This is a genomic window from Nocardia australiensis (assembly GCF_020733705.1).
GTDB classification, from domain to species: domain Bacteria; phylum Actinomycetota; class Actinomycetes; order Mycobacteriales; family Mycobacteriaceae; genus Nocardia; species Nocardia australiensis.
Window position 1 is genome coordinate 96814 of record NZ_JAJFZM010000005.1, and the last position, 24146, is coordinate 120959.

Below are 24146 nucleotides of genomic sequence, written 5' to 3' on the forward strand. Positions count from 1 at the left end.
CGATGGGTGAGGTCATGGTCGCCGCCATTCGCGCCCGGTGCGGGCGAGCATTTCGTCCGCCGACTCCGGCCCCCAGGTTCCCGCCTCGTACGATTCGGGTTTTCCCTCGGTGGCCCACTGCTCGAGCACCGGATCCAGGATGCGCCAGGACAATTCGACCTCCGCGTTCACCGGGAACAGCGACGGCACCCCGAGCAGTACATCGAGGATCAGGCGTTCGTACGCCTCGGGAGAGGTTTCGGTGAACGCCTCGCCATAGCTGAAATCCATATTGACGTCGCGTACTTCCATGCCCGAGCCTGGCACTTTGGAGCCGAAACGCGTCGTGATGCCCTCGTCCGGCTGCACCCGGATGACCAGTGCGTTCTGTCCCAATTCCTCGGTCATCGTCTGATCGAAGGGCAGATGTGGCGCTCGCTTGAACACCACCGCGATCTCGGTCACCCTGCGGCCCAAGCGTTTTCCGGTGCGTAGATAAAATGGCACCCCCGCCCAACGGCGGGTATCGACCTCGAGGGTGATCGCGGCGTAGGTCTCCGTGCGTGACTGCGGGTCGAAACCCTCCTCGTCGAGCAGCCCGACCACATGCTCACCGCCCTGCCAGCCCTCAGCGTACTGTCCGCGCGCCGTGGTTTCCTCCAGCGGCTCGACGAGTTTCGTCGCCGAGAGCACCTTGATCTTCTCGGTCTGCAGTTGCTTGGGCTGGAAGCTGATCGGCTCCTCCATCGCGGTCAACGCGAGCAGCTGCAGCAGATGATTCTGGATGACGTCACGGGCGGCGCCGATGCCATCGTAATAGCCTGCGCGCCCGCCCAATCCGATGTCCTCGGCCATGGTGATCTGGACATGGTCGACGTAGTTGGCGTTCCAGATCGGGTCATAGAGCTGATTGGCGAAACGCAGCGCCAGGATGTTCTGCACCGTCTCTTTACCGAGGTAGTGGTCGATACGGAAGACCGTTTCCTCCGGGAACACCCGGTTGACCAGAGCGTTGAGCTCCTGTGCGCTCGTCAGGTCGTGCCCGAACGGCTTCTCGATCACCACTCGCCGCCATGGTTTGCGCCCGGCCGAGTCCACCGTGGTGGGCTGGGCGAGCGCGTGCTCGGAGAGCTTGTCGAGCACGATCGGGAACATATTCGGCGGAATCGAGAGGTAGAAGGCGTGATTGCCGCCGGTACCCCGGTCCTTGTCGAGCGTGGCCAGGGTCTCGGCGAGTTTCGCGAAGGCCGCGTCGTCATCGAAGGTGCCCTGCACGAATCGAATGCCCTCGGCGAGGTGGTCCCAGACCTCCTGGCGGAACGGTGTGCGCGCGTGCGTTTTCACCGAATCCAGCACGACCTGGGCGAAATCCTCGTCCGCGAAATCGCGCCGGGCGAAACCGACCAGGGCGAAACCCGGGGGCAGCAGCCCCCGGTTGGCCAGGTCGTAGATGGCCGGCATCAGCTTCTTGCGGGACAGATCGCCGGTGACACCGAAGATCACCATGCTGCACGGCCCGGCGATCCGGGGGACTCGCTTGTCGCGCTCGTCGCGCAGCGGGTTCTTCCATGCCTTGTCTGCTGTGCCGGCCATCGTGTCAGTTGCCTTTCGAAGCTGCGGCGCTCAACTCCTCGGTGGTAGCGGAAAGTAGCTCCGCCCAAGACTTTTCGAACTTGTCGACGCCCTCACGCTCGAGCACGTCGAATACGTCGACGAGGTCGATACCGACTACGGCGAGCTTATCGAAGACCTCCTGCGCCGCCGCACCGGTGCCGCTGGCGGTGTCGCCGCGGACCTCTCCGTGGTCGGCGACCGCCTCGAGGGTCTTCTCCGGCAGTGTGTTCACCGTATTGCGTGCCACCAACTCGGTGACGTACATGGTGTCGGAGTACTCCGGATTCTTCACCCCCGTCGACGCCCACAGTGGCCGTTGGCGATTCGCGCCCGCGGCAGCGAGGTGAGCATAGGTGGAGGTGTGCGCGCCGCCGTCGAACACGTCCTGGTATTCGGCGTAGGCGAGACGAGCGTTGGCGATACCCGCCTTACCGCGCAGTTCGAGGGCTTCGGGCGTCCCGATCGCCTCCAATCGCTTGTCGATTTCGGTATCCACCCGGGATACGAAAAACGAAGCGACGGAATGGATCTTGGCAAGGTCGTGTCCGGCGGCCCGCGCTTTGCTCAGCCCGTCGAGATACGAGCCCATCACCGAGCGGTAGCGCTTGACGGAGAAGATCAGCGTCACGTTGACGCTGATGCCTTCCGCGATCACCGACGAAATGGCGGGCAAGCCCGCCTCGGTCGCCGGAATCTTGATGAACAGGTTGGGGCGCTCCACGATCTTCCACAGCTCGACGGCCTGGGCGGCCGTCTTCTCGGCGTCGAACGCCAGCCGCGGATCGACCTCGATGGAGACCCGGCCGTCCACACCCCCGGAGGCGTCGAAGACGCCGGCGAGCACGTCGCATGCGGCACGCACGTCGTCGGTGGTGATGGTGCGGATCGCGGCGTCCGCGTCCGCGCCTTGGGCGGCAAGGTCTTTCACCTGTGCGTCGTAGGCGTGGCCCTGGCTGAGCGCACCCTGAAATATCGTCGGGTTGGTGGTGACCCCGACGACGCTGCGGGTGGCGATGAGGTCGGCCAGATTACCGGACTGGATCCGGTCCCTGGACAGATCGTCGAGCCACACCGAAACACCGGCCGCGGACAGCGCCGCGAGGTTTTCGTTCTGAGCCATGAGGCTTATCCCTTCACGTTCTCGAGCATGCCGCTCGTTTCCAGTGACCTGAGCGCTGCGGCAACAACGTTTTCGGTGGTGAAGCCGAACTCGCGGAATAGGGTCTTGTAGTCAGCGGAAGCGCCGAAGTGCTCGATCGACACGATCTCGCCCGCGTCGCCGGTGAACCGGTGCCACGGCATCGCGATTCCGGCCTCGACAGCAACTCGAGCGGTGATCGCCGGCGGGAGCACCTCGTCCCGGTAAGCCTTGTCCTGCGCGTCGAACCACTCCACACACGGCATCGAGACCACGCGGGTACCGATGCCCTGTGCCTCCAGCGTAGTGCGGGCGCCGACCGCGAGCTGAAGCTCCGAGCCGGTAGCAATGAGGATCACCTGCGGGGTGCCGGTGGAAGCCTCGGCCAGGATGTAGCCGCCCTTGCGGACACCCTCGTAGCTGGTGCCCTCCTGGATCGGCAGATCCTGGCGGGTCAACGCCAGTGCCGAAGGACCGTCCTGGTGCGGCAGCTCCGACACCGAGAAGTGCGAGGTGTGTTCGGCGCTGTCGCGCTCGAGGATGGTGCGCCAGGCGTAGGTGGTCTCGTTGGCGTCGCCGGGGCGGACCACATTCAGGCCAGGGATGGCTCGCAGCGCGGCGAGATGCTCGATCGGCTGGTGGGTGGGGCCGTCCTCGCCGAGGCCGATGGAGTCGTGGGTCCAGACGTAGATCGCGGGCACCCGCATCAGCGCGGCCAAGCGAACCGCCGGACGCATGTAGTCGCTGAACACCAGGAAGGTGCCGCCGTACGGGCGGGTCGGGCCGTGCAGTGCGATGCCGTTGAGGATCGAGCCCATAGCGTGTTCACGCACACCGAAATGCAGCGTGCGGCCGTACGGGTCGGCCTTCCACATGCCGGTCGAGATCGACTCGGGACCGAAGCTCGGCGAGTCCGGCATGGTGGTGTTGTTGGATTCGGCGAGGTCGGCCGAACCGCCCCACAACTCCGGCAGCACCGGCGCCAGCGCTGCTAGCACCTTGCCGGACGCCTTGCGGGTTGCCATCCCTTTCGGATCCGCCTCGTAGGTCGGCAGGTTCGCGGCCCAGCCCGCCGGCAGATCGCGCGCCTCGAGACGGTCGAACAGCGCCTTGTTGTCCGGGTTGGCCTGTGCCCACGCGTCGAACTGCCGCTGCCAGGTCTGATGGGCCTGCTGTCCGCGCTCGACGAGGTTGCGAGTGTGCGCGATGACCACGGGGTCGACATCGAAGCTCTGCTCCGGATCGAAGCCGAGGATCTTCTTGGTGGCTGCCACTTCATCGGCGCCGAGTGCGGCACCATGCGCGCCGCCGGTGTTCATCTTGGTGGGTGCCGGGTAGCCGATGATGGTGCGCAGCACGATGATCGACGGCTTGCCGGTCTCCGCCTTGGCGGCGGCGAGTGCCGCATCGATGGCGACGACATCTTCGCCACCCTCGACCACCTGGACGTGCCAGCCGTACGCCTCGTAGCGCGCGGCGACATCCTCGGTGAACGCGATGGTGGTGTCGTCCTCGATGGAGATCTTGTTGTCGTCGTAGATCACGACGAGGTTGCCGAGCTGCTGGGTGCCGGCGAGCGACGACGCCTCGGAGGTGACGCCCTCCTCCATATCACCGTCGGAGGCGATCACGTAGATGAAGTGGTCGAACGGGCTGGTGCCCGGCGCGGCGTCCGGATCGAACAGGCCGCGCTCGCGGCGCGCTGCCATCGCCATGCCGACAGCCGAGGCCAAACCCTGGCCGAGCGGGCCGGTGGTGATCTCGACACCGTCGGTGTGGCGGAACTCGGGATGTCCCGGCGTGAGCGAGCCCCACTTGCGCAGGTTCTTCAGGTCGTCCAGTTCCAGGCCGAAACCGGCCAGGTAGAGCTGGATGTACTGGGTAACGCTGGAGTGGCCGCACGACAGCACGAACCGGTCCCGGCCGACCCAGCTGGGGTCGCTCGGATCCAGGCGCATCGTGCGCTGGTAGAGGGTGTAGGCCAACGGCGCCAGACTCATCGCGGTACCCGGATGACCGTTGCCGGCTTTCTGCACCGCGTCGGCGGCAAGCACCCGTACGGTGTCGACGGCCTTGGTGTCCAGATCAGTCCAGTCGTCCGGGTAGTTCGGCTGAGTGAGGGCGCGGATGTCGTCTGTGACTGACACGACCGAGGTTCTCCTGACATTGGTTTCGTCGACGGTGATGTTTTGAGCGGCGATATACCCCAACCACCCTAGATGTGCCCGGTCGCCACCATGGCGGGAACCCGGCTTTACCGCTGTACCCGTGTCGCGCCGCCTGCAATCTGCCCGTCGGGCGAGGGGCTGAGGGAAGATTCGCCGGTCCGTGGGTCTACCATCCTCTGTAGTAGTAGCCGCGTGGTGCAGGTAGCGCGCTGCTTGTTCCATTGCCGGATGCGATGCACAGCGTGCGAGGAGAGACAGTGCGGATTGGGCAACAGCCGGGTGGCAATGGTGCGCACGGTTCCTCCGCGACGGCGCTGGCCGACCGGTTCACCGGTGCTGGTCTGCTGTCCCGAATGCTGCGGCGACCGCTTGCTTATATTGCGCTCACCAAACCGCGCGTCATCGAATTGCTGCTCGTCGCGACGATTCCGACGATGCTGCTCGCCGACCGGGGCACCATCGATATCCGCCTGATCGTGGTGACGCTGTTCGGCGGCTGGATGGGTGCCGCGAGCGCGAACACGCTGAACTGTGTGGCCGACGCCGATATCGACAAGGTGATGAAGCGGACCGCCAAACGTCCGCTCGCCAGGGAGGCTGTGCCGACCTCGCATGCGTTCGTATTCGGCGTGGTGCTCGGCATCGGCTCGTTCGCCTGGTTGTGGTGGCAGGCGAATCTGCTCAGCGGCGTGCTCGTCGTCGTGACCATTCTGTTTTACGTCTTCGTCTATACCCTCGGCCTGAAACGCCGTACCTCTCAGAACGTGGTCTGGGGCGGCGCGGCAGGTTGCATGCCCGCGCTGGTCGGCTGGTCGGCCGTCACGGGGAGTATCGGCTGGCCGGCGATCGCGCTGTTCGGCGTCATCTTCTTCTGGACGCCGCCGCATACCTGGGCGCTGGCGATGCGCTACAAGGAGGACTACCGCGCGGCCGGGGTGCCGATGCTGCCGGTGGTCGCTACCGAGCAGGCGGTGACCAAGCAGATCGTCGTCTACACCTGGCTCACCGTGCTCACGACCCTCGCCCTCGTGCCCGCGACCGGCGTGATCTACACCGCCGTCGCGCTGGTGGCCGGAGCGTGGTTCCTGCTGATGGCCCATCAGCTGTACTCCGGCGTTCGCCGGGGCGAGTCGGTGAAGCCGCTGCGACTTTTCCTGCAGTCGAACAATTATTTGGCCGCGGTGTTCTGCGGCCTTGCGGTGGACTCGGTGCTGGGCTGGGACACCATCGGCAGCTTCTTCGGCTAGCGCCGATCCGCCGCGACACCTGCACACCGAGTTCACTCGGTCAGCTGCGTCGACCGACGTACGTTCGCGCCGGACAGCGAAGGGTTCGAGATAGCCATGATTCGGCAGGCGAGTCCGGCACACTGCGGCCTCGCCGGCCCGCCGCTCCGACCGGCGTGATCACAGCGCGTGGCGGCTCGCGACCGCAGGACACGCACTCGGCTACGGCAGCAGCACGATAGAGCCGGTGGTCTTGCGGCCTTCGAGATCGCGGTGTGCCTGCGCGGCCTCGGCAAGCGGGTAGGTCGCACCGATCCGGACATGCAACGAGCCGTCGGCAATCGCGGCGAAGATATCGTCTGCGCGCCACAGTAGTTCGGCGCGGTCGCGGGTGTAGTGGACCAGTGTCGGGCGGGTGACGAACAGTGAGCCGGCAGGATTGAGACGTTGCAGATCGAACGGCGGCACGGGCCCGCTGGCGGCGCCGAACAGCGCGAGCGTGCCGCGAATACGCAACGACGCCAGACTGGCCTCGAAGGTCGCCGCGCCCACCCCGTCGTACGCGGCGGCGACACCGACACCGCCGGTGAGCGCCCGCACTTGGTCGGCGAGATCGTCGCTGTAGCGCAGCACCTCCGCGGCGCCCGCCTCCCTGGACAGCTTTTCCTTCGCATCCGACGACACCGTGGTGATGACCCGGGCCCCACGGTTGGTCGCGAGCTGAGTGAGCAGCAGGCCGACACCACCCGCGCCCGCGTGCACCAGCACCGTCTCATCGGGTTCGGGCTTGTAGATCGATTCGATCAGATAGTGCGCGGTCATGCCTTGCAGCAAGGCCGACGCGGCGACAGGCGGGTCCACCCCGTCGGGTACCGCGACCGCGACAGCGGCATTCACCGCGACCCGCTGGGCGTAGCTATCCGGCGCCGCCGCCCAGGCGACCCGGTCACCGACAGAGAATTCGGTCACATCAGCCCCGACCTCGGCCACGATTCCGGTGCCCTCCGAGCCCGGGATATAGGGCACTGCCTGCGGGTATCGCCCCATCCGGAGGTAGGTGTCGATGAAGTTGATCCCGATGGCCTCGGTGTCGACCAGCAGCTGATCCGGACCGATCTGCGGGTCGGCAACCTCGACCGACGCCAGGACCTCGGGACCGCCGTGCTCGGCAACCTGAATCGCGCGCATGAGATCCGTTCTACACCCACGGCCTCTGGACCTGAACGTACCCGTCAGTAAACTAACCCCATGAGTACTCATGCCGCCTCGGCCCCAGTGCAGCTGTCGGGTTCCCTAGTCGACCCCGCCAAGGGATTCGTCGCCGAGCACGGCGGCTCCGCGACGGCTGTCCTCCAGCCGATCGGCCGCCTCGGCGTCCGCGTGACCCTCGTCGGCTCCGATGGCATCCTCGGCGACCAGGTCGTTCCCGACCTCGACACCGCCAAGAACCTGATCGCCACCATCGATGGCCTCACCGAGGCCGACGAATGGAACCGCGAACTCACCTCCATCGTCACGCCCCGCCAGGGTCACTGGGCGAAGATGGCGGGCTGGGTTGCCCGCCAGACCCGTTTCCCTAAGGCGCGCAACGAATCCTGAACGTCGCTCTGGTCCGGTTCACCAGCGGCCGACATCGACCGAGACCGCTACGAGCGGTTGTCACGTGAGCCGAGCGGATTTCTCGCGATCAGGGCAGTGCCGGCCCCTCCACGATGATCGTGGCCGCCATCAGGTGAGGTCGGTCTGATCGCCACTGTGCACACGCACGGGCACATCGTCCGCCCAAGGCTGGCGGGTCACCATGTCCGCGACATGCACTACGCCGCGCTCGAATTCGCCGGTCGCGGCGTCGACAAGGCGATATTCCTGAGTCTGCTTATGGATCGGCTGGGCGTCGAGCAGAACGACGCGTACTTCGCCGGGTTCGAAGTGGCAACGCTGCTGCATCGCGTCGATGAGTTGCTCGTTGTGCATGTGTCCGTCGCCGAAGTTCCAGCCGACCGCGGTGCTACAGATGCGCTCTCCGTCGGTGAGAGTGTATTCGTCCTCACGGCCGGCGGGCATGGCTCGATGAACCAGGGTGAACAGCGCGCGGCCGTGAGTGTTCATGGCGCGGAAGGCATATCCCATGAACAGGGGGATCTGGGCGTTGTCCTGCCCGTAGAACCGCTCCAACTGAGCCTGCGGCATGCTGGCGATCGCCACGATGTCGCGGCCGATCTTTTCCGCGGCCGAGGGTTTGATGCACCACATCGTCGTATCCCAGTTGCCTGCGTAATACCGCATGCCTGGCAGGAACGAGATCTTGCGCGGAAACAGGTTTCCGGCGATCACGATGCCCGCGAGCACGATGAACACCAGCGCTACCGGCACCTGGTTGTGCACGCTGCCGAGGCCGAGATCGGCGTGCGCGACGAACAACACCAGCACACCGAAGATCATGAAGACGTTCCATTCCAACGGCACCCCCATGGGAACGGCGGTCAGGATCGCCAGATGGAATCCCACCATCACAACCGCGGCAACCGCAGTCAGTGGGCCGCCGTGAGAGAAGAACAACACCAAAGGAATACCCATCTCGACGGCGGTGCTCCCGTGGGCGAAGATTCGGGACAATCGACCTGGCCTCAGGTCGTCGGGGAAGTCCTCGAAGAACATGCGCTTGAGCGACTTTCGCCGGAACATCGGGCTGTTGGACATCATCGTGGACATCACGAATGGGAAGTGCTTGTTCAGCTTCGAGGTCGCCGCGCCCATCCAGATCACGACGAAAACGACCTTCGCGGCGACGATCGTGTCGGCGCCGGTGAACAGGAAGGTGAGGGTCAAGGTGGCATAGACCTCGCCGCGCGCCGCAAGGAAGATCACCTTGTCGCGCAACCCGAGTGCCGCAAGCAGGCCGAGGATCACGACGATCTGCCACACCGGGAGCAACCCCACGGTCGTGTCCAACTCCGGCACCGGACCGGTGCCGTCGGACAGCAACGCGACCGAGGTCAGCACCAGCAGCGCCGCATACAGTGCGATATCCACCGCCGTGCGGCTGGTGCCGCTGGTCATCGGAACACGACCGGGCCACGGCGGCAGCCGAATTGTCTTCGGCCGCAACCAATACAGTATCGAGCCGAGTGGTGGAAAGAACCTGTTGTTCAGTGGACCGAACCCGCAGCCGAGTCCGACCACCTCGAACAGCAGCGTGTACAGCACAGCCTTCTGGAAGACGATCGGCTCCGACCACCAGTGGCTGACGCTCATGAATCCGTCGATGCCCTCGGTGGACAGCATGATCAGCCAGCCACCGAGAACATAGAGACAGACCTTGCCGAGGTAGAACAGGTGCAGCGCGACCGGCGTCCCGAAACCCACCTCGGCCCAATGCCTGGTCATAGGACGGATTCGCTCACTCCGAGTGCCGTTGCTCCACTCCGTCATATTGACCACGGGTAGGTCGGGTTCGAGAAACCCCATCACGCACTCTCCGATTCCGCGACACCGAGGTCAGTCGAATCGAGATCTCGATGTCCTTCGATACGTTGGCATTTGAGGCGTCTGCTGTCAATCGCGCGACCGATGGCTACCAGGCGTTGGCGAAGCGTCGAGCGGTGGATCCCGAGCACTGCAGTTCGTGCGTCAGGACTCCGTGAGGTGGCGCTCGATGGACTCCACCTTCGACGTCATCGCGTTGGTCGCGCTGGGCCGCACATCACCTTTGAGCACGATGCTGCACCGGGGAGCAACGTCCATGACGGCGTCTATTGCCTGCTTGACCACCGCCATGACCTCGTCCCATTCCCCTTCGATGGTCGTGAACAGGGCATTGGTCTCGTTCGGCAGCCCGCTGGCGCGTACCACCCGCACAGCTTCGGCTACGGCCGCGCCAACACTCTCGCCGGTACCGATCGGCGTCACCGAGAAAGCGATAAGCACTGCGGCTCCTTTCCAATCACGTCGGCGAGCGCGGCATGCGAGGATCACGTATTCCGTTGATCGCGATGATAGAACGTGTGCCGGGTAGCGGCGGTGCTGTTCGATTCGTGATGTCGGCGCCGGCTGTTCATGGGGCGGGCTCGAACCAAGCCGGACCGTCGGAGAGGGCCTGCTCGAGACGTAGCCAATCGTATTCGGGAAGATCCGGTAGTGCGGAGATGCCGAACCAGGCGACTTCAAGCGATTCGTCGTCGTTGACGCGCGCCTCGCCGCCGACCGCGCGACAGCGGATCGTGATGTCCATGAATTGGCAGATGTCGCCGTTCGGGTAGGTGTGCGGCGTCAACGCACGCACGAGCGCAATGCGCTCGGCGACACAGTGCACGGCTGTTTCCTCATACACCTCACGGACCGCGCAGGCCGCTGGCTGTTCGCCAGGCTCCGGCATACCTGCGATGATCGCCCATTTGCCGGAGTCGGCACGTCGTCCCAGCAGCACCTTGCCGTCGTCGTCGAAGACGACCGCGCTGACTCCGGGGAGCCATAGCAACTGCCGGCCCGCGTCGGCTCGAACGGTGCGAATGAAGTCGGGGGTAGCCATGTACCGACAGTAGACCGGTCGGCGGGAGTGCTGATGGACGTCGAATTCGGTTGATTAGCAGGACTTTCCGCCGCAATTCGGTGCGCCGATACGGCGTCAGGAATCCTCGGTGATGATCCGGACGCCCGTCGAGAGCAGGGTTGTCGCGGTCAGCCCGAACAACGCGTGGAATGTGTCGCTGAAATGGCTGGGGGAGGCGAATCCGAATTCGGTGGCGGCGCGGGTCAGGTCCATGCCCTTGCTGATAGCAGCGGCGGCGTGAACCATTCGGGCCCACAGGCGGTATCTACGGAAGCTGGTGCCGGTGTGCGCGCTGAAGAGGTGCAGGAATCGGGAGGTCGAAAGACCGGCCTCGGCCGCGAGTTCGGCGGCGGCGCAATTGCGTGCCGGGTGATCCCGGATCGTGATGGTAGCGGTGCGGATTCGCGCATCGATCGTGCTGCGGCGCGTCGCACCGAGAACCCGGTCCCGCAACTCCAGTGAGTCCCGCCCCTCGGATACGCGCAGGTACCGAAGGATCGGAAACTCGCCGCGATGGTGCACGCAGATGGTCGGGGACTGTTCGAGCATCGAGTCGCGGATGTGGCGGGCTCGCGTCGAGCCCGGGTCGAGGTAGAAGAACAGCATTCGACCATCGCCCGTGACGATCTGATGTGTGGTGCGGGCGGGGCAGCCGTGAGATCAGGCGGCCACCGGCCATACCCGCCAGCGAAATTCCGACTGCGACAACGATTCCGGTACCGACATCGCTGCTCGCGCCTGCGGCCCACCACGGCATGACCGCGACGGCTACCCCGAACCCGCCATAGACCGCCCGGATCTCGGACCGGCTCTTCGGCGACTCTATGGTGATGTCGAAGGGCCGCGCGAGCGCCGCAGGCGAAATCAATGCGAAACCACCCATGCCGCAGAACATCACACCGATGACGATGATCGCCGCGGTTCTCATCACAGCACCACGGCGGATTCATGATGCCCGACAGCGCGCAATCCGGCTGTCGTCGGCAACCCCGTTGCCCAGCGTTGTGATCGCATGCTGCCTCCTCGATATCGCCGCCTACGATCATGCGGGCCCGCCGCACGTCCCGCTTCCAGAAACGTGCTGCGACTGAGGGTGTCCTGTGCCGGCCCGATTTCGTCGCATCCACGCTCGAATCGGTGTTGCCGCTCATGCGGCCGTACATCCCTGATGACGTGCGTCTGCTCGCCGAGATATTCCGCCCGTCCGGTCTTGGTACAGGAGATCCTGTTCTCGGTGCTGGCCCCGCAAGGCCATTCGCTCGCGGTCCCGCAGGACCTGCGCGGCGGCACCGGCAATGGGCGAATGGCTGTGACGTTGTCCCGTATTACGCGGACTGGACCGCAGGATTCAGGGAAGGGGCCGAGACGCGTTCGCGCGTACGCAGCGAGGCCCACAGTGCCGCTGTCGCCGCGGTGCACGCGGCGGCGCCGCCGACGTGGATGGCGACCAGGGCGCCGGGCACATCGGTGAAGTACTGGACGACACCGACCAGCGATTGCGCGCAGACCAGGCCGAGCAGGACGAAAAGGCGGGTGCGGACAGTGGGGGTGATGCCGACGGCGAACAGGCCGAAGGCGAGGCCGATGAGCAACGCGAGATAGCCGACCAGCAGTTGCGAGTGCAGATGAACCAGCGGGACGATCTCGACCTGCAGACGTTCGACGGGGCGCTCGATGCTCTTATCGCCGGCGTGCGGCCCGGCGCCGGTCACCAGGGTGCCCGCGATCAGCACCCCAGCGAGAGCGACACCGCTCAACGCGGTGAGCCAGCGCAACGGTGCGGGCGCTTGGACGGCTTCGATGCCGTCGTCGGGTTCGCTGACCTTCGCGAACATCACCACAGCGATCCACACCATGAGCATCGACGCCAGCAGATGAATCGATACGGTCCACCAGAGCAGGCCGGTGCGCACGGTGATACCGCCGATGACGGCCTGTAGTACCGTGCCGCCCGGCATCAGCCACGCGTAGACCAGCACCTCGCGACGGCGACGGGCGCGGGTGACCGCCAGCACAATGAGCGCCGCGCACAGGGTCACCGCGAAGGTCAGCAGGCGGTTGCTGAACTCGACGGCCTGGTGCAGGACCGGGACCTCGGAGACGCCGATCGGGGTGAAGCTGCCGGGGAAGCACTGTGGCCAGGTCGGGCAGCCGAGACCTGACGCCGTGACACGCACGACCGCGCCGGTGACGGCGATACCGGCCTGCGAGACGATGACCGCAATGGCGATCAGTCGCTGCACCCGCAGCGAGGGCAGCGGGAGTAGATCGACGAGTCGCAAGAATGCGCGATACAGCACGTAACGATGGTAGCCGCAGCGGTTCGGGGGCCCGCGTCCGGTCTACTACATTCCGTCGTTGGCCAATATCGAGCCGGCGTTCCTGCCGAGTCAGTCGAAGCGGAACAAGCGTGTGGCCAGGAACGCGCAGACCGCGCCCCACGCCACCAGCACCGCGATTCCGAACCAGTCGACGCTGCTGCGCATCGCGTCCTCGAGCAGCACTGCCAGCGCGCCCGAGGGAACGAGCCTGGCCAGCACGTTCACCGCGGTCGGCAGGTCATCGGCGGCGAACACCACGCTGGCGATGCCGAGCATCACGAACCACAGGATATTGGCGAGCGCGAGCACGATTTCGGCCTTCAGCGTGCCGCCGAGTAGCAGCCCCATCGCCGCGAAAGTGGCTGTCCCGAGGGCGATCACCAACGCGCCGAGCCCGAGACCGGCCACATCGGGCCGCCAGCCGAGTGCGAATCCGATGGCCCCGAGCAGCACCGCCTGCAACACCACCACGATCAATACCGCCGCGGACTTGCCGCCGACGATGCCCCAACGGGGCAGCGCGGTGGCGCCGAGCCTTTTGAGCGCGCCGTAGCGCCGGTCGAAGCCGACCGCGATGGCCTGGCCGGTGAACGCGGTCGACATGACCGCGACCATCATGACCGCTGGCACGATCTTGTTCACCCGATCGTCGCCGAGATTGCCGAAGGGCAGTAGCGTCAGCCCGACCAGCAGCGTGATCGGAATGAACATGGTCAGCAGCAGCTGTTCGCCGTTGCGCAGCAACAGAATCAATTCGAGCCTGGTCTGCGCGCGCATCATCGACACCCAGTTGCTGGGGTGCGGATCGGGCGCGAAGGTGCCGGGCGCGAACCGATTTTCGACGAGGTCAGGCTGGTTCATCAGCGTAGGTCCCGTCCGGTGAGTTCCAAGAAGACGTCTTCGAGGCGGCGCTGGTCGATGCGGATATCTGTGGCAAGCACATTGATTCGCGCGCACCACGCGGTCACCGTCGCAAGCACCTGTGGATCTATCTCGCCCTCCACCAGGTAGGAGCCCGGTGTCGTCTCGCGTGGTGAGAAGCCTTCCGGCAGTGCCGCTTTCAGCAATTCGAGGTCGAGTTTCGGTGGGGCGCTGAAGCGAAGCTGTCCGGCGGCGCCGCGCGCGGTCACCTCGGCCGGAGTGCCGGAGGCCACGATCCGGCCGTGATCGATGATTACCAGCTGGTCGGCGAGTTGTTCGGCCTCGTCCATCAGGTGTGTAGTGAGCAGGACGGTGACGCCGTCGCGACGCAGCGCGTCGATCAGCTCCCACACGATGAGGCGGGCCTGCGCGTCGAGACCGGCGGTGGGTTCGTCGAGGAATACGATCTCCGGCCTGCCAACCAGTGCGCACGCCAATGCGAGCCGCTGCTGCTGACCGCCGGATAGGCGCCGGTAGGGAGTGCGTCGGTTGTCCTGCAGACCAAGGGTTTTCAGCAACCAGTCCGGATCGAGCGGATCGGCCGAATAGGCGGCGACCAGATCCAGCATCTCGCCGGCCCGTGCGCCCGGATAGGCGCCGCCACCCTGCAGCATGACGCCGATGCGCGGGCGCAGGCGATCGGAGTCGGCGATCGGATCGAGGCCAAGCACCCGCACCGATCCGGCGTCGGGTGTCACGAAGGCTTCGCACATTTCGACGGTGGTTGTCTTGCCCGCGCCGTTCGGGCCGAGGAGTGCGAGTACCTGCGCCCGTTCGACATCGAAGCTGATCCCGTCGACCGCGGTGGTTTCGCCATAACGTTTGACAACGCTGTCGATGCGCACGACGGGTCCGGAGGCCGCGGTCACGGCCGCGCCTCGCTGTCGCTCGGCTCCATCGCACCCAAGGGGACTGTGCCCATTGTTCGCTCGCTGCGCTGCCTCACGATGTCACACCGTAAGAGGTGGGCGCCTGTGACGGAGCCGACACCCCCGCTTGACCACGCCATGGCAGCGCATTCCGGGTGATCACGATGAACAGCACCGACACGATCACGGTGGCAATGGCAGCGCCGACGATCTGGAACACCTCGAGGTCGGCGCCGCGTGGCATCAGAATCACGCTGACCACTGCCGAGAACGCGACGGCGGGGACACGGAATACCGGGCGGGTCGCCCACGCCGCCAACGGCACGATCGCCCACAGTAGATACCAGGGCTGCACGACCGGAAACAACAGCACGATGGCGGACAGTGCGACCCCGAGCGCGCCTACCGGGTGCAACCGCCCGGTTCCTGTCGCGACCAACATGCGCACGGCCAGGAAAGCCGCGACAGCAGCGGCGATCGGACGGGTGATGCTCAGCAATGCGGTGGTGTGGTCACCCAGTCCGAGTAGTACGCCACCGAATCCGGTGACGATGCCGAGCGCTGTCGGTAACGACATCCAACTGCGGACCGCGTTCGCGGTGCCGAGGGTATGGATCCAGCCGAACCCGAGCCCGCTGACCGTACTGATGAACAACGTGACGCCGAGCGCGATGGCACCGAGTATCGCCGCCCAGACGATGACCGCGCGCACCCCGCCACCCCAACGCCGGACCAGCGCCATCCCGACGAACCCCATCGCGATGATCGAGGTGATCTTGACGGTTGAGGACAGCGTGATGATCACCGCGCCACTTATGAGTAGGACGTAGGCCCGGCCGTCGAAGGGATGTGTGTCCTCGATGGCCCGTAGCGCGAATTCGAGTCCGGCCAGCATCAGCCCGAGCATCAGTGCGTCATTGTGCGCGCCGCCGACGAGATGGAACAGCACCAATGGATTTGCCGCGCCGAGCCACAGTGCGCTCACCGGCGCGACGCCACACCGTACTGACAGCCGCGGCAGCGCCCAGACGATCAGTGCGACTCCGGCAAGCGCCAGCATCCGGTGCATCCAGACCCCGGAGATGATGTTCTCACCGGTGAGATGGGCGATACCACGGCCCATCCACAGCGACAGCGGACCGTAGGGCGCGGGTGTCTCGCGCCAGATATTCGGCACATTATTGGTGAGCACGTTGTCCATGCCGAGCCCCGCGACCGGCCCCTCTTGATACGGGTCGAGGCCGCGTGCCGCGATTTCGCTCTGTGCCAGATACGAATAGACGTCATTGCTGAACAACGGTGGCGCGACACTCAACGGAACGATCCACAGCAGCAGCGTCCGGTCCAGCTGTGAGCGGGTCAGCCGGTGTAGGGGAGCGCCGCCGATGCCGCCGACCGCGAACCGGCCGAGCAGCAGCCACGCCAGCACCACGACGACGGTGCCGATCATGCACATGGCGAGCGAACCCGTATGCGCACGAGCGAAAATGCCGAGCACCCGAACGCCGGAGGTGGGATTCTGCTGGACCGGCTGCGCGCCGATGCCGAGCGCGCTGATCGCCATCAACACCGTGCCGGTCGCGCCGAGTAGCCGAATCCGGTCGAGCTGCACCAGTTCTTTGCGATCGAGGCCGGGTACCTCTGTCTCATCGCGGTGCAGCACTGCGATCGTGTGATCGGCGGCGGGCACGTCGAGCCCGAGTGCCCGGCGCCCGAATGCCAGTGTCTTGCGCCGCGCGCCTTCCAGTACCGCCACGAGACGCAGCCTAGTTTGCGAACCTGTCGGGCAGGGTGAACGGGGACCACGGGGGGCGCTCGGAGGGTAGGTCGCGGCGGTGGCGAACATCGCAGTGGGATCGATCACGCGCCGGTTGGTGATATGGCCGTCGCGAACGCCGGGCATCGGGCAATTCGGGCGTTGCCGGGTTCTCGGGCGGCCGCATCGGTACGTCGGCCTTGGTTATTGAGGTGACCCTTATTAGATTCCGGGAAGGAATTCCGTCACACTGGTGTTGTGAAAACCGTGGGTTTGCCGCATGACGAGGACTCCGGGGCCGGTCGCCGTACCGGCGCCGTGTCGTCGGCTGCGCCAGCGTCCCTGGTCACGGGCGGTGAAGGACACACAAGGGCGGCGATCGTCCAGCTGCTGCTGGAGGAAGGACCGATCACCGCGACGTCCATCGGAACCAAGCTGGGGCTGACTCCGGCGGGGGTTCGCCGCCACCTCGATGCGCTCATCGATTCCGGTCAGGCGCGGGCGGGCAGGTCGGCGCCCTGGCAGCAGAAGGGGCGCGGACGTCCGGCCAAGCAATATCAGCTCACCTCCGTCGGTCGCGGCCGACTCGGGCACGCGTACGACGATCTTGCCGGTGCCGCCATCCGGCAACTCGGCGAAATCGGTGGTGAGCAGGCGATAACCGAGTTCGCTCGCAAGCGGGCCCAGACCATCGTCGCCGGCATCGATCCTGTCGAGCAGCACACACCGGCGACCACCTCCGCCAAGGCGGCGGAGATCGCTGGGGCGTTCACCGACGCCGGTTTCGCCGCGACCACCCGCAAGGTGGGCGCGGGCGTGCAGATCTGCCAGCACCACTGCCCGGTCTCTCATGTCGCCGAGGAATTCCCGCAGTTGTGCGAGGCCGAATTGGAGGCTTTCCGAAACCTGCTCGGAACGCATGTCCAGCGACTTGCGACGATCGCGAACGGCGACTGTGCGTGCACGACGCATGTGCCGCTGTTCGTTCTTCCCGATACCGATACGAAATCAGCTTCCACATCAACCGCTGCACAGCCCGCAGCGGGACGTACGAACGACTCCGGAAGGAGTGCGGAATGACGACGACCGCCGCGGCGAGCCGCGAACCCGCCACTGACCAGGTCCAGCCATTGACCCAGGAAGAAACCATCGCTTCGCTGGGCAAGTACGGATACGGCTGGGCCGATTCGGATGTGGCCGGTGCCAGCGCGCAACGAGGTCTCTCGGAGGCGGTTGTCCGCGATATTTCCGACAAGAAGAGCGAGCAGGACTGGATGCTCGACATTCGACTCAAGGCATTGCGCATCTTCGATCGCAAGCCCATGCCGAACTGGGGTTCCAACCTCGACGGCATCGACTTCGACAACATCAAGTACTTCGTGCGCTCCAGCGAGAAGCAGGCCGAGACCTGGGAAGACCTGCCCGAGGACATCAAGAACACCTACGACAAGCTCGGTATCCCGGAAGCGGAGAAGCAGCGCCTGGTCTCCGGTGTCGCCGCGCAGTACGAGTCCGAGGTCGTCTACCACTCCATCCGTGAGGACCTGGAGAAGCAGGGCGTCATCTTCCTCGACACCGATACGGCGTTGAAGGAGCACCCGGAGATCTTCCAGCAGTACTTCGGTTCGGTGATTCCAGCCGGTGACAATAAGTTCTCCGCGCTCAACACCGCCGTGTGGTCGGGCGGCTCGTTCATCTACGTGCCGCCGGGCGTGCACGTCGACATCCCGTTGCAGGCGTACTTCCGGATCAATACCGAGAACATGGGCCAGTTCGAGCGGACGCTGATCATCGTCGACGAGGGCGCTTATGTGCACTACGTCGAGGGCTGCACCGCGCCGATCTACAAGTCGGACTCGCTGCACTCCGCGGTGGTCGAGATCATCGTGAAGAAGGGTGGTCGCTGCCGCTACACGACCATTCAGAACTGGTCGAACAACGTCTACAACCTGGTCACCAAGCGGGCCAAGGCCGAGGCGGGCGCGACCATGGAATGGGTCGACGGCAATATCGGCTCCAAGGTCACCATGAAGTACCCGGCGGTCTGGATGACCGGTGAGTACGCCCGTGGCGAGGTGCTCTCGGTGGCGTTCGCCGGTGCCGGACAGCACCAGGACACCGGTGCCAAGATGCTGCACCTGGCGCCGCACACCTCATCGACCATCATCAGCAAGTCGGTGGCGCGCGCCGGTGGCCGGGCTTCCTACCGTGGTCTGGTCCAGGTGAACAAGGGCGCGCACGGTTCCAAGTCGACAGTGAAATGTGATGCGCTGCTTGTCGATACGATCAGCCGCTCCGACACCTACCCTTACGTCGACATCCGCGAGGACGACGTGACGATGGGCCATGAGGCCACCGTCTCCAAGGTGTCCGAGGACCAACTGTTCTACCTGATGAGCCGTGGCATGACCGAGGACGAGGCCATGGCCATGGTGGTGCGCGGCTTCGTCGAGCCCATCGCCAAGGAACTGCCGATGGAATACGCGTTGGAACTGAACCGGCTCATCGAGCTGCAAATGGAAGGGGCCGTCGGCTGATGGCGACTGGTGTGGTCGGAGCCGTCGAGGGCGAGAACCCTACGGCCAAGCTGATACAGAATCCGGGCGCGGGCGCGGCGACCAACAAGGGTGAGGTATTCACTTCGTTCGATGTGAACGCCTTCGAGGTGCCCTCCTCGCACGATGAGGCGTGGCGGTTCACTCCGCTGCGCCGCCTGCGTGGTCTGCAGGACGGCACCGCGGTGCGCGACGGCAACGCCACGGTCGAGGTCAGCTCGGTCGAGGGGGTGACCGTCGAGACGGTGGATCGGGCCGACGCCAGGCTCGGCACCGCTGGTGTGCCCGCCGATCGTGTTGCCGCCCAGGCATATTCGGGTTTCGAATCAGCGACGGTCGTGTCGGTCGGGTCGGAGATCGAGATCGCCGAGCCGGTTGTCATCACGGTCACCGGTCCTGGCGAGGGCAAGACCGCCTACGGTCACCTGCAGATTCGGCTCGGTAATTTCGCCGTGGCCACCGTGGTGATCGACCAGCGTGGCAGCGGAACCTACGCCGAGAACGTGGAATTCGTGCTCGGTGACAGCGCCAAGCTAACCGTCGTCGCGGTCCAGGACTGGGCCGATGACGCGGTGAACGCGGCCGCGCATCACGCGAAGCTCGGCCGCGACGCCACGCTGCGCCACATCGCGGTCACCCTCGGCGGTGATCTGGTGCGCTTCACCGCGACCGTTCGCTACGACGGCCCCGGCGGCGACGCCGAACTGCTCGGCCTCTACTTCGCCGACGCGGGACAGCATTTCGAGCAGCGGCTGCTCGTCGACCACGCGGTCGCGAACTGCAAGTCCAATGTGCTGTACAAGGGTGCGCTGCAGGGCGATCCGCATTCCGCGAAGGGCGATGCCCGCACCGTCTGGGTCGGAGATGTGCTGATCCGCGCGGCCGCCGAAGGCACCGACACCTTCGAGGTGAACCGCAACCTGGTGCTCACCGATGGCGCCCGCGCCGACTCGGTGCCGAACCTGGAGATCGAGACCGGCGAGATCATCGGGGCCGGACACGCGAGTGCCACCGGTCGTTTCGACGACGAGCAGCTGTTCTACCTGCGTGCCCGCGGTATCCCGGAGGACGTGGCGCGACGACTGGTGGTGCGCGGCTTCTTCCACGAAATCATCCAGAAGATCGCGGTCCCGCAGATCCGGGAGCGGCTGGAGGCGGCCATCGAGGCCGAACTCGCCGCCATCGGTGTCTGAGCGCCGCCTTCCGACTCCTCTTCTTCTATCTCGCAAAGGAATTCGAATTCGATGACCACCCTGGAAATCAAGGACCTGCACGTCGAGGTTGCCAACCCCGACGAGTCGGGCGAGCCCATCAAGATCCTCAAGGGCGTGAACCTCACCATCAATTCGGGTGAGACGCACGCCATCATGGGCCCCAACGGCTCCGGCAAGTCGACCCTGTCGTACGCGATCGCCGGCCACCCGAAGTACACGGTGACCTCCGGCTCGATCACCCTCGACGGCGAGGACGTCCTGTCGATGTCGGTCGACGAGCGCGCCCGCGCGGGTCTGTTCCTGGCCATGCAGTACCCGGTCGAGGTTCCCGGCGTCTCGATGTCGAACTTCCTGCGCACCGCCGCCACCGCCGTGCGCGGCGAAGCGCCCAAGCTGCGCACCTGGGTCAAGGAGGTGAAGGAGTCGATGAGCGAGCTGGAGATCGACGCCGCCTTCGCCGATCGCAGCGTGAACGAGGGCTTCTCCGGCGGTGAGAAGAAGCGTCACGAGATCCTGCAGCTCGGCCTGCTCGCGCCGAAGATCGCCATTCTGGACGAGACCGACTCGGGTTTGGATGTCGACGCGCTGCGGATCGTCTCCGAGGGCGTGAACCGCTACAAGGAGCGTGGGAACGGTGGCGTGCTGCTGATCACGCACTACACCCGCATCCTGCGCTACATAAAGCCCGAGTTCGTGCACGTGTTCGTCGGCGGCCGGATCGTCGCCGAGGGTGGCGCCGAACTCGCCGAGGAACTCGATGCCAACGGCTACGTCCGCTTCACCCAGTCTGCTACCGCAGGAGCCTGATATGACCGCCACGGTCCCCGCACTCGACGTGGCCCGCATCCGGGCCGATTTCCCGATCCTGAGCCGCACGGTCCGGGAGGGGAAACCGTTGGTGTACCTGGACTCCGGCGCGACCTCGCAACGACCTGTCGCGGTGCTCGACGCGGAGCGCGACTTCCTGGTGCAGCGCAATTCGGCGGTGCACCGCGGCGCGCATCAGCTCGCCGAGGAGGCGACCGACGCCTACGAGGACGCCAGGGCCGATATCGCCAGGTTCGTCGGCGTCGACGCCGGTGAGATCGTGTTCACGAAGAACGCCACCGAATCGCTGAACCTGGTGACGTACTCCTTCGCCGACGATCGGTTCCCGTACCACGTCGGCCCCGGTGACGAGATCGTGATCACCGAGCTCGAACACCACGCGAATCTGGTGCCGTGGCAGGAGCTCGCGCGCCGCACCGGCGCCACACTCAAGTGGTATGGCATCACCGACGACGGCCGCATCGACCTCGATTCCCTCGAATTGTCGCCCGCCACCAAGGTTGTCGCCTTCACCCACCAGTCGAATGTCACCGGTGCGGTCTCGCCGGTCGCCGAATTGGTGCGCCGGGCAAAGGAAGTCGGCGCGTTGACGGTGCTGGACGCCTGCCAGTCGGTGCCGCATATGCCGGTGAACTTCCGAGAGCTCGGTGTCGACTTCGCCGCGTTCTCCGGGCACAAGATGCTCGGTCCGTCCGGCGTCGGTGTGCTGTTCGGCCGCCGCGCGCTGCTGGAGGAGACCCCGCCGTTCATCACCGGTGGCTCGATGATCGAAACCGTCACCATGGAACTCACCACCTACGCCCCGCCGCCGCAACGGTTCGAGGCCGGGGTGCCGATGACCTCGCAGGTGGTCGGGCTCGGTGCCGCGGTGCGGTATCTCGAGGCGATCGGTATGGATGCTGTTGCGGCACATGAGCATTCGCTCGTCGGTGCGACGCTGGAAGGGCTCGGCGCGATCGACGGTGTGCGAATTGTCGGCCCGGTCGAGAATGTGGAGCGCGGCGGTGCCGTGTCGTTCGTGGTCGACGGTATCCACGCGCACGATGTCGGTCAGATTCTCGACGACGAAGGCGTCGCCATCCGGGTCGGCCACCACTGCGCGTGGCCGCTGATGCGCCGCCTCGGCGTGCCCGCCACCGCCCGCGCCTCCTTCGCGGTCTACAACACCCTCGACGAGGTAGACGCGCTGGTAGCGGCGGTGCGGAAGGCTCAGAGTTTCTTCGGTGTGAACGCAGCGAACGCCGACGATGTGCACACTGGAGTTGCATAGAACATGCGCATGGAGCAGATGTACCAGGAAGTGATCCTGGACCACTACAAACGCCCGCATCACCGCGGGCTGCGGGAGCCGTTCGGTGCCGAAGTGCACCATGTCAACCCGACCTGCGGTGACGAGGTGACGCTGCGCGTCCAGATCGACGCCAATGGCGATGTCACCGACGTCTCCTACGACGGTCAGGGCTGCTCGATCAGTCAGGCTTCCACCTCGGTGCTGACCGATCAGGTCATCGGCCTGCCCGTACAGCAGGCGTTGAAGGTGGTCGACTCGTTCAACGAGATGATCGCCAGCCGCGGCACCGTTGAGGGCGACGAGGACATGATCGGCGATGGCATCGCCTTCGCCGGTGTCGCGAAGTACCCGGCGCGGGTGAAATGCGCGCTGTTGGGCTGGCTGGCGTTCAAGGACGCGGTGGTCCGGGTATCAGCAGCGGAAGAAGCCAAGCCTGCGATGGGCAGTGATCTGCCGACGAATGGGGAACGCCATGAGTGAGACACCGGTTACCGAAACCACCGAGCAGCCTCAGCTGTCCGAAGAGGACATCAAGCGCCTGGAAGATCTCGAAGAGGCCATGCGTGATGTCGTCGACCCCGAACTCGGCATCAATGTGGTCGACCTGGGCCTGGTCTATGGCCTGTCGATCGAAGACGAGGTCGCCGTGCTCGACATGACGCTTACCTCGGCGGCCTGCCCGCTCACCGACGTCATCGAGGACCAGTCTCGCAACGCCCTGGTACGCAGCGGTCTGGTGGACGACCTGAAGATCAACTGGGTCTGGATGCCGCCGTGGGGCCCGGACAAGATCACCGAAGACGGCCGCGAGCAGTTGCGCGCCCTCGGCTTCACGGTCTAACAGTTCTCCTCGACCCCGGTACCCGGATTCGCTTCCGGTACCGGGGTCGAGGCCTGTGAACATGATTTGGCGAATGTGCCGATGCTGGAACGGGTTCGGACGCGCCGACATATTGCCGGGTATCGTTTGCCGATGCGCCGTGGACATGTCTGGCGTCCCCGCACCGACAACAAAGGATGCAACCGCATGCACATCCGATCGAAGTCGTTCCTACCGGCGATGTTGCCGGTCGCCATCGGCGTAGCGATCGCCACTGCTACCCCCGCCGTGGCCGACTCCGTACTCGACCCGTACACGCCGGTCGAATTCACCGAATATCAGGTCTCCGACTCCAACGCCTACGGCAACGTCTACTTCACGACCCCCGACGGGCGGGCCTGTGGAATCCTTTACAACAGTGGCCCCGCGGGCTGCGATGCAGTGCCGATCGATGCGCCTTCGGGGTCGAACCAGGTCCGCGTAGCGGTCATCGAGCCCGCGCATTTCCTGAGCGCCGCTAACCCGACATTCAGCTACCCGAATGCGAAGATTCTCCCCGAGGGCCACAAGATCACCCTCCAGAACACCACCTGTGGCATCGGCTACCAGGGCACCGTCACCTGCGAGGTCGGCGATCATGCCTTCACCATCGCGGCCACCTACAGCGAGCTGAGCTGATTCGAACAATTCAGCGTCGCAATACCTTTCGAGCGAGGAAGTTGCCCAGAAACGTGACGCCGGGATCGACGGTGACGAGATTCTGCTTCACGCTCCGCGCGATCCCGAACGATGCGGCCACGACCCCGCCGACCTACCGCCACACTCGCGGAATTGGAAACCAGGTTCCGCAAGTGAGGGCCCGATCCGGACGGGTGTTCGGATTCGGCTGGTGGCTGC

The 24146-nt window shown here is 65.4% G+C and carries 22 protein-coding genes and 1 pseudogene; 10 read left to right on the forward strand and 13 right to left on the reverse strand.

Annotation, left to right across the window (positions count from 1 at the left end; genetic code table 11):
* Positions 1–12: 12 nt before the first annotated feature.
* Genes zwf through tkt form a run of 3 tightly spaced genes read right to left on the reverse strand, consistent with a single transcriptional unit; the run spans position 13 to position 4878 of the window.
* On the reverse strand, positions 13–1572 hold the full coding sequence (gene zwf / locus LKE06_RS22720) for a glucose-6-phosphate dehydrogenase (protein WP_228001389.1): 1560 nt from the start codon (positions 1570–1572) through the stop codon (positions 13–15).
* A gap of 4 nt (positions 1573–1576) precedes the next feature.
* Positions 1577–2713: a transaldolase gene (gene tal / locus LKE06_RS22725; RefSeq protein ID WP_228001390.1), complete on the reverse strand. Its 1137-nt coding sequence runs from the start codon at positions 2711–2713 to the stop codon at positions 1577–1579.
* Positions 2714–2718: 5 nt separating this feature from the next.
* On the reverse strand, positions 2719–4878 hold the full coding sequence (gene tkt, locus LKE06_RS22730; protein ID WP_228001391.1) for a transketolase: 2160 nt from the start codon (positions 4876–4878) through the stop codon (positions 2719–2721).
* A gap of 278 nt (positions 4879–5156) precedes the next feature.
* Here tkt and LKE06_RS22735 point away from each other — a divergent pair, with 278 nt between their 5' ends.
* Positions 5157–6146: a heme o synthase gene (locus LKE06_RS22735; protein WP_372477414.1), complete on the forward strand. Its 990-nt coding sequence runs from the start codon at positions 5157–5159 to the stop codon at positions 6144–6146.
* 201 nt (positions 6147–6347) lie between these two features.
* Here LKE06_RS22735 and LKE06_RS22740 read toward each other — a convergent pair whose 3' ends face one another.
* Positions 6348–7313: a quinone oxidoreductase family protein gene (locus LKE06_RS22740; RefSeq protein ID WP_228001392.1), complete on the reverse strand. Its 966-nt coding sequence runs from the start codon at positions 7311–7313 to the stop codon at positions 6348–6350.
* A 60-nt stretch (positions 7314–7373) separates the two neighbouring features.
* Between LKE06_RS22740 and LKE06_RS22745 the strand changes: the two genes are divergently transcribed.
* Complete coding sequence (locus LKE06_RS22745; protein WP_228001393.1) at positions 7374–7724, forward strand: hypothetical protein; 351 nt, start codon at positions 7374–7376, stop codon at positions 7722–7724.
* A 129-nt stretch (positions 7725–7853) separates the two neighbouring features.
* On the opposite strand, the gene LKE06_RS22750 is transcribed toward LKE06_RS22745, so the two are convergent.
* The 9 genes and pseudogenes from LKE06_RS22750 to mptB all read right to left on the reverse strand — a co-directional run bounded on the left by LKE06_RS22750 (position 7854) and on the right by mptB (position 16631).
* Positions 7854–9593: a DUF3556 domain-containing protein gene (locus LKE06_RS22750; protein WP_228001394.1), complete on the reverse strand. Its 1740-nt coding sequence runs from the start codon at positions 9591–9593 to the stop codon at positions 7854–7856.
* 162 nt (positions 9594–9755) lie between these two features.
* Positions 9756–10052: an MTH1187 family thiamine-binding protein gene (locus LKE06_RS22755; RefSeq protein ID WP_228001395.1), complete on the reverse strand. Its 297-nt coding sequence runs from the start codon at positions 10050–10052 to the stop codon at positions 9756–9758.
* Between the two features lie 127 nt (positions 10053–10179).
* Positions 10180–10653 carry an NUDIX hydrolase gene (locus LKE06_RS22760; protein ID WP_228001396.1) on the reverse strand — a complete coding sequence of 158 codons (474 nt, stop codon included), beginning with the start codon at positions 10651–10653 and terminating at the stop codon, positions 10180–10182.
* A 96-nt stretch (positions 10654–10749) separates the two neighbouring features.
* A complete protein-coding gene (locus LKE06_RS22765) occupies positions 10750–11280 on the reverse strand; it encodes a helix-turn-helix domain-containing protein (protein WP_228001397.1) in 531 nt (176 codons plus the stop codon).
* Between the two features lie 55 nt (positions 11281–11335).
* Positions 11336–11602: pseudogene (locus LKE06_RS33295) on the reverse strand (DUF4345 family protein); the annotation flags it as partial.
* Between the two features lie 397 nt (positions 11603–11999).
* Positions 12000–12974, reverse strand: a complete 975-nt coding sequence (locus tag LKE06_RS22775) for a COX15/CtaA family protein (RefSeq protein WP_228001398.1) — start codon at positions 12972–12974, stop codon at positions 12000–12002.
* Positions 12975–13064: 90 nt separating this feature from the next.
* Entirely contained in the window at positions 13065–13856 is a 792-nt protein-coding gene (locus tag LKE06_RS22780; protein ID WP_228001399.1) for an ABC transporter permease, read from the reverse strand.
* Positions 13856–14785, reverse strand: coding sequence for an ABC transporter ATP-binding protein (locus tag LKE06_RS22785; RefSeq protein WP_228001400.1), 930 nt, complete (start codon positions 14783–14785; stop codon positions 13856–13858). The genes LKE06_RS22780 and LKE06_RS22785 overlap by 1 nt, the downstream gene beginning before the upstream one ends.
* Positions 14786–14858: 73 nt before the next feature.
* Positions 14859–16631 (reverse strand): polyprenol phosphomannose-dependent alpha 1,6 mannosyltransferase MptB, encoded by a 1773-nt coding sequence (gene mptB / locus LKE06_RS22790; protein WP_372477417.1) that lies wholly within the window; start codon positions 16629–16631, stop codon positions 14859–14861.
* 168 nt (positions 16632–16799) lie between these two features.
* Between mptB and LKE06_RS22795 the strand changes: the two genes are divergently transcribed.
* The 8 genes from LKE06_RS22795 to LKE06_RS22830 all read left to right on the forward strand — a co-directional run bounded on the left by LKE06_RS22795 (position 16800) and on the right by LKE06_RS22830 (position 23927).
* Positions 16800–17621 (forward strand): helix-turn-helix transcriptional regulator, encoded by an 822-nt coding sequence (locus tag LKE06_RS22795; RefSeq protein WP_228001402.1) that lies wholly within the window; start codon positions 16800–16802, stop codon positions 17619–17621.
* The gene (gene sufB, locus LKE06_RS22800; protein WP_228001403.1) at positions 17618–19078 is read left to right on the forward strand and encodes a Fe-S cluster assembly protein SufB; all 1461 of its coding nucleotides are present in this window, start codon (positions 17618–17620) and stop codon (positions 19076–19078) included. The genes LKE06_RS22795 and sufB overlap by 4 nt, the downstream gene beginning before the upstream one ends.
* A complete protein-coding gene (sufD, locus tag LKE06_RS22805; RefSeq protein ID WP_228001404.1) occupies positions 19078–20289 on the forward strand; it encodes a Fe-S cluster assembly protein SufD in 1212 nt (403 codons plus the stop codon). The genes sufB and sufD overlap by 1 nt, the downstream gene beginning before the upstream one ends.
* 51 nt (positions 20290–20340) lie before the next feature.
* Positions 20341–21117, forward strand: a complete 777-nt coding sequence (gene sufC, locus LKE06_RS22810) for a Fe-S cluster assembly ATPase SufC (RefSeq protein ID WP_228001405.1) — start codon at positions 20341–20343, stop codon at positions 21115–21117.
* A 1-nt stretch (position 21118) separates the two neighbouring features.
* Positions 21119–22408, forward strand: coding sequence for a cysteine desulfurase (locus tag LKE06_RS22815; protein ID WP_228001406.1), 1290 nt, complete (start codon positions 21119–21121; stop codon positions 22406–22408).
* Positions 22409–22411: 3 nt separating this feature from the next.
* Entirely contained in the window at positions 22412–22909 is a 498-nt protein-coding gene (sufU, locus tag LKE06_RS22820) for a Fe-S cluster assembly sulfur transfer protein SufU (protein ID WP_228001407.1), read from the forward strand.
* The gene (locus tag LKE06_RS22825) at positions 22902–23270 is read left to right on the forward strand and encodes a metal-sulfur cluster assembly factor (RefSeq protein ID WP_228001408.1); all 369 of its coding nucleotides are present in this window, start codon (positions 22902–22904) and stop codon (positions 23268–23270) included. The genes sufU and LKE06_RS22825 overlap by 8 nt, the downstream gene beginning before the upstream one ends.
* A 186-nt stretch (positions 23271–23456) precedes the next feature.
* Complete coding sequence (locus LKE06_RS22830) at positions 23457–23927, forward strand: hypothetical protein (protein WP_228001409.1); 471 nt, start codon at positions 23457–23459, stop codon at positions 23925–23927.
* Positions 23928–24146: the final 219 nt, after the last annotated feature.

What these genes read in the sequence shown, in the direction of transcription:
- zwf (WP_228001389.1), bottom strand. Translation starts at nt 1,572, where the DNA reads ATGGCCGGCACAGCAGACAAGGCATGGAAGAACCCGCTGCGCGACGAG.
- tal (WP_228001390.1), bottom strand. Translation starts at nt 2,713, where the DNA reads ATGGCTCAGAACGAAAACCTCGCGGCGCTGTCCGCGGCCGGTGTTTCG.
- LKE06_RS22740 (WP_228001392.1), bottom strand. Translation starts at nt 7,313, where the DNA reads ATGCGCGCGATTCAGGTTGCCGAGCACGGCGGTCCCGAGGTCCTGGCG.
- LKE06_RS22745 (WP_228001393.1), top strand. Translation starts at nt 7,374, where the DNA reads ATGAGTACTCATGCCGCCTCGGCCCCAGTGCAGCTGTCGGGTTCCCTA.
- LKE06_RS22750 (WP_228001394.1), bottom strand. Translation starts at nt 9,593, where the DNA reads ATGGGGTTTCTCGAACCCGACCTACCCGTGGTCAATATGACGGAGTGG.
- LKE06_RS22760 (WP_228001396.1), bottom strand. Translation starts at nt 10,653, where the DNA reads ATGGCTACCCCCGACTTCATTCGCACCGTTCGAGCCGACGCGGGCCGG.
- LKE06_RS22765 (WP_228001397.1), bottom strand. Translation starts at nt 11,280, where the DNA reads ATGCTGTTCTTCTACCTCGACCCGGGCTCGACGCGAGCCCGCCACATC.
- LKE06_RS22780 (WP_228001399.1), bottom strand. Translation starts at nt 13,856, where the DNA reads ATGAACCAGCCTGACCTCGTCGAAAATCGGTTCGCGCCCGGCACCTTC.
- mptB (WP_372477417.1), bottom strand. Translation starts at nt 16,631, where the DNA reads ATGTTCGCCACCGCCGCGACCTACCCTCCGAGCGCCCCCCGTGGTCCC.
- sufB (WP_228001403.1), top strand. Translation starts at nt 17,618, where the DNA reads ATGACGACGACCGCCGCGGCGAGCCGCGAACCCGCCACTGACCAGGTC.
- sufD (WP_228001404.1), top strand. Translation starts at nt 19,078, where the DNA reads ATGGCGACTGGTGTGGTCGGAGCCGTCGAGGGCGAGAACCCTACGGCC.
- sufC (WP_228001405.1), top strand. Translation starts at nt 20,341, where the DNA reads ATGACCACCCTGGAAATCAAGGACCTGCACGTCGAGGTTGCCAACCCC.
- LKE06_RS22815 (WP_228001406.1), top strand. Translation starts at nt 21,119, where the DNA reads ATGACCGCCACGGTCCCCGCACTCGACGTGGCCCGCATCCGGGCCGAT.
- sufU (WP_228001407.1), top strand. Translation starts at nt 22,412, where the DNA reads ATGCGCATGGAGCAGATGTACCAGGAAGTGATCCTGGACCACTACAAA.
- LKE06_RS22825 (WP_228001408.1), top strand. Translation starts at nt 22,902, where the DNA reads ATGAGTGAGACACCGGTTACCGAAACCACCGAGCAGCCTCAGCTGTCC.
- LKE06_RS22830 (WP_228001409.1), top strand. Translation starts at nt 23,457, where the DNA reads ATGCACATCCGATCGAAGTCGTTCCTACCGGCGATGTTGCCGGTCGCC.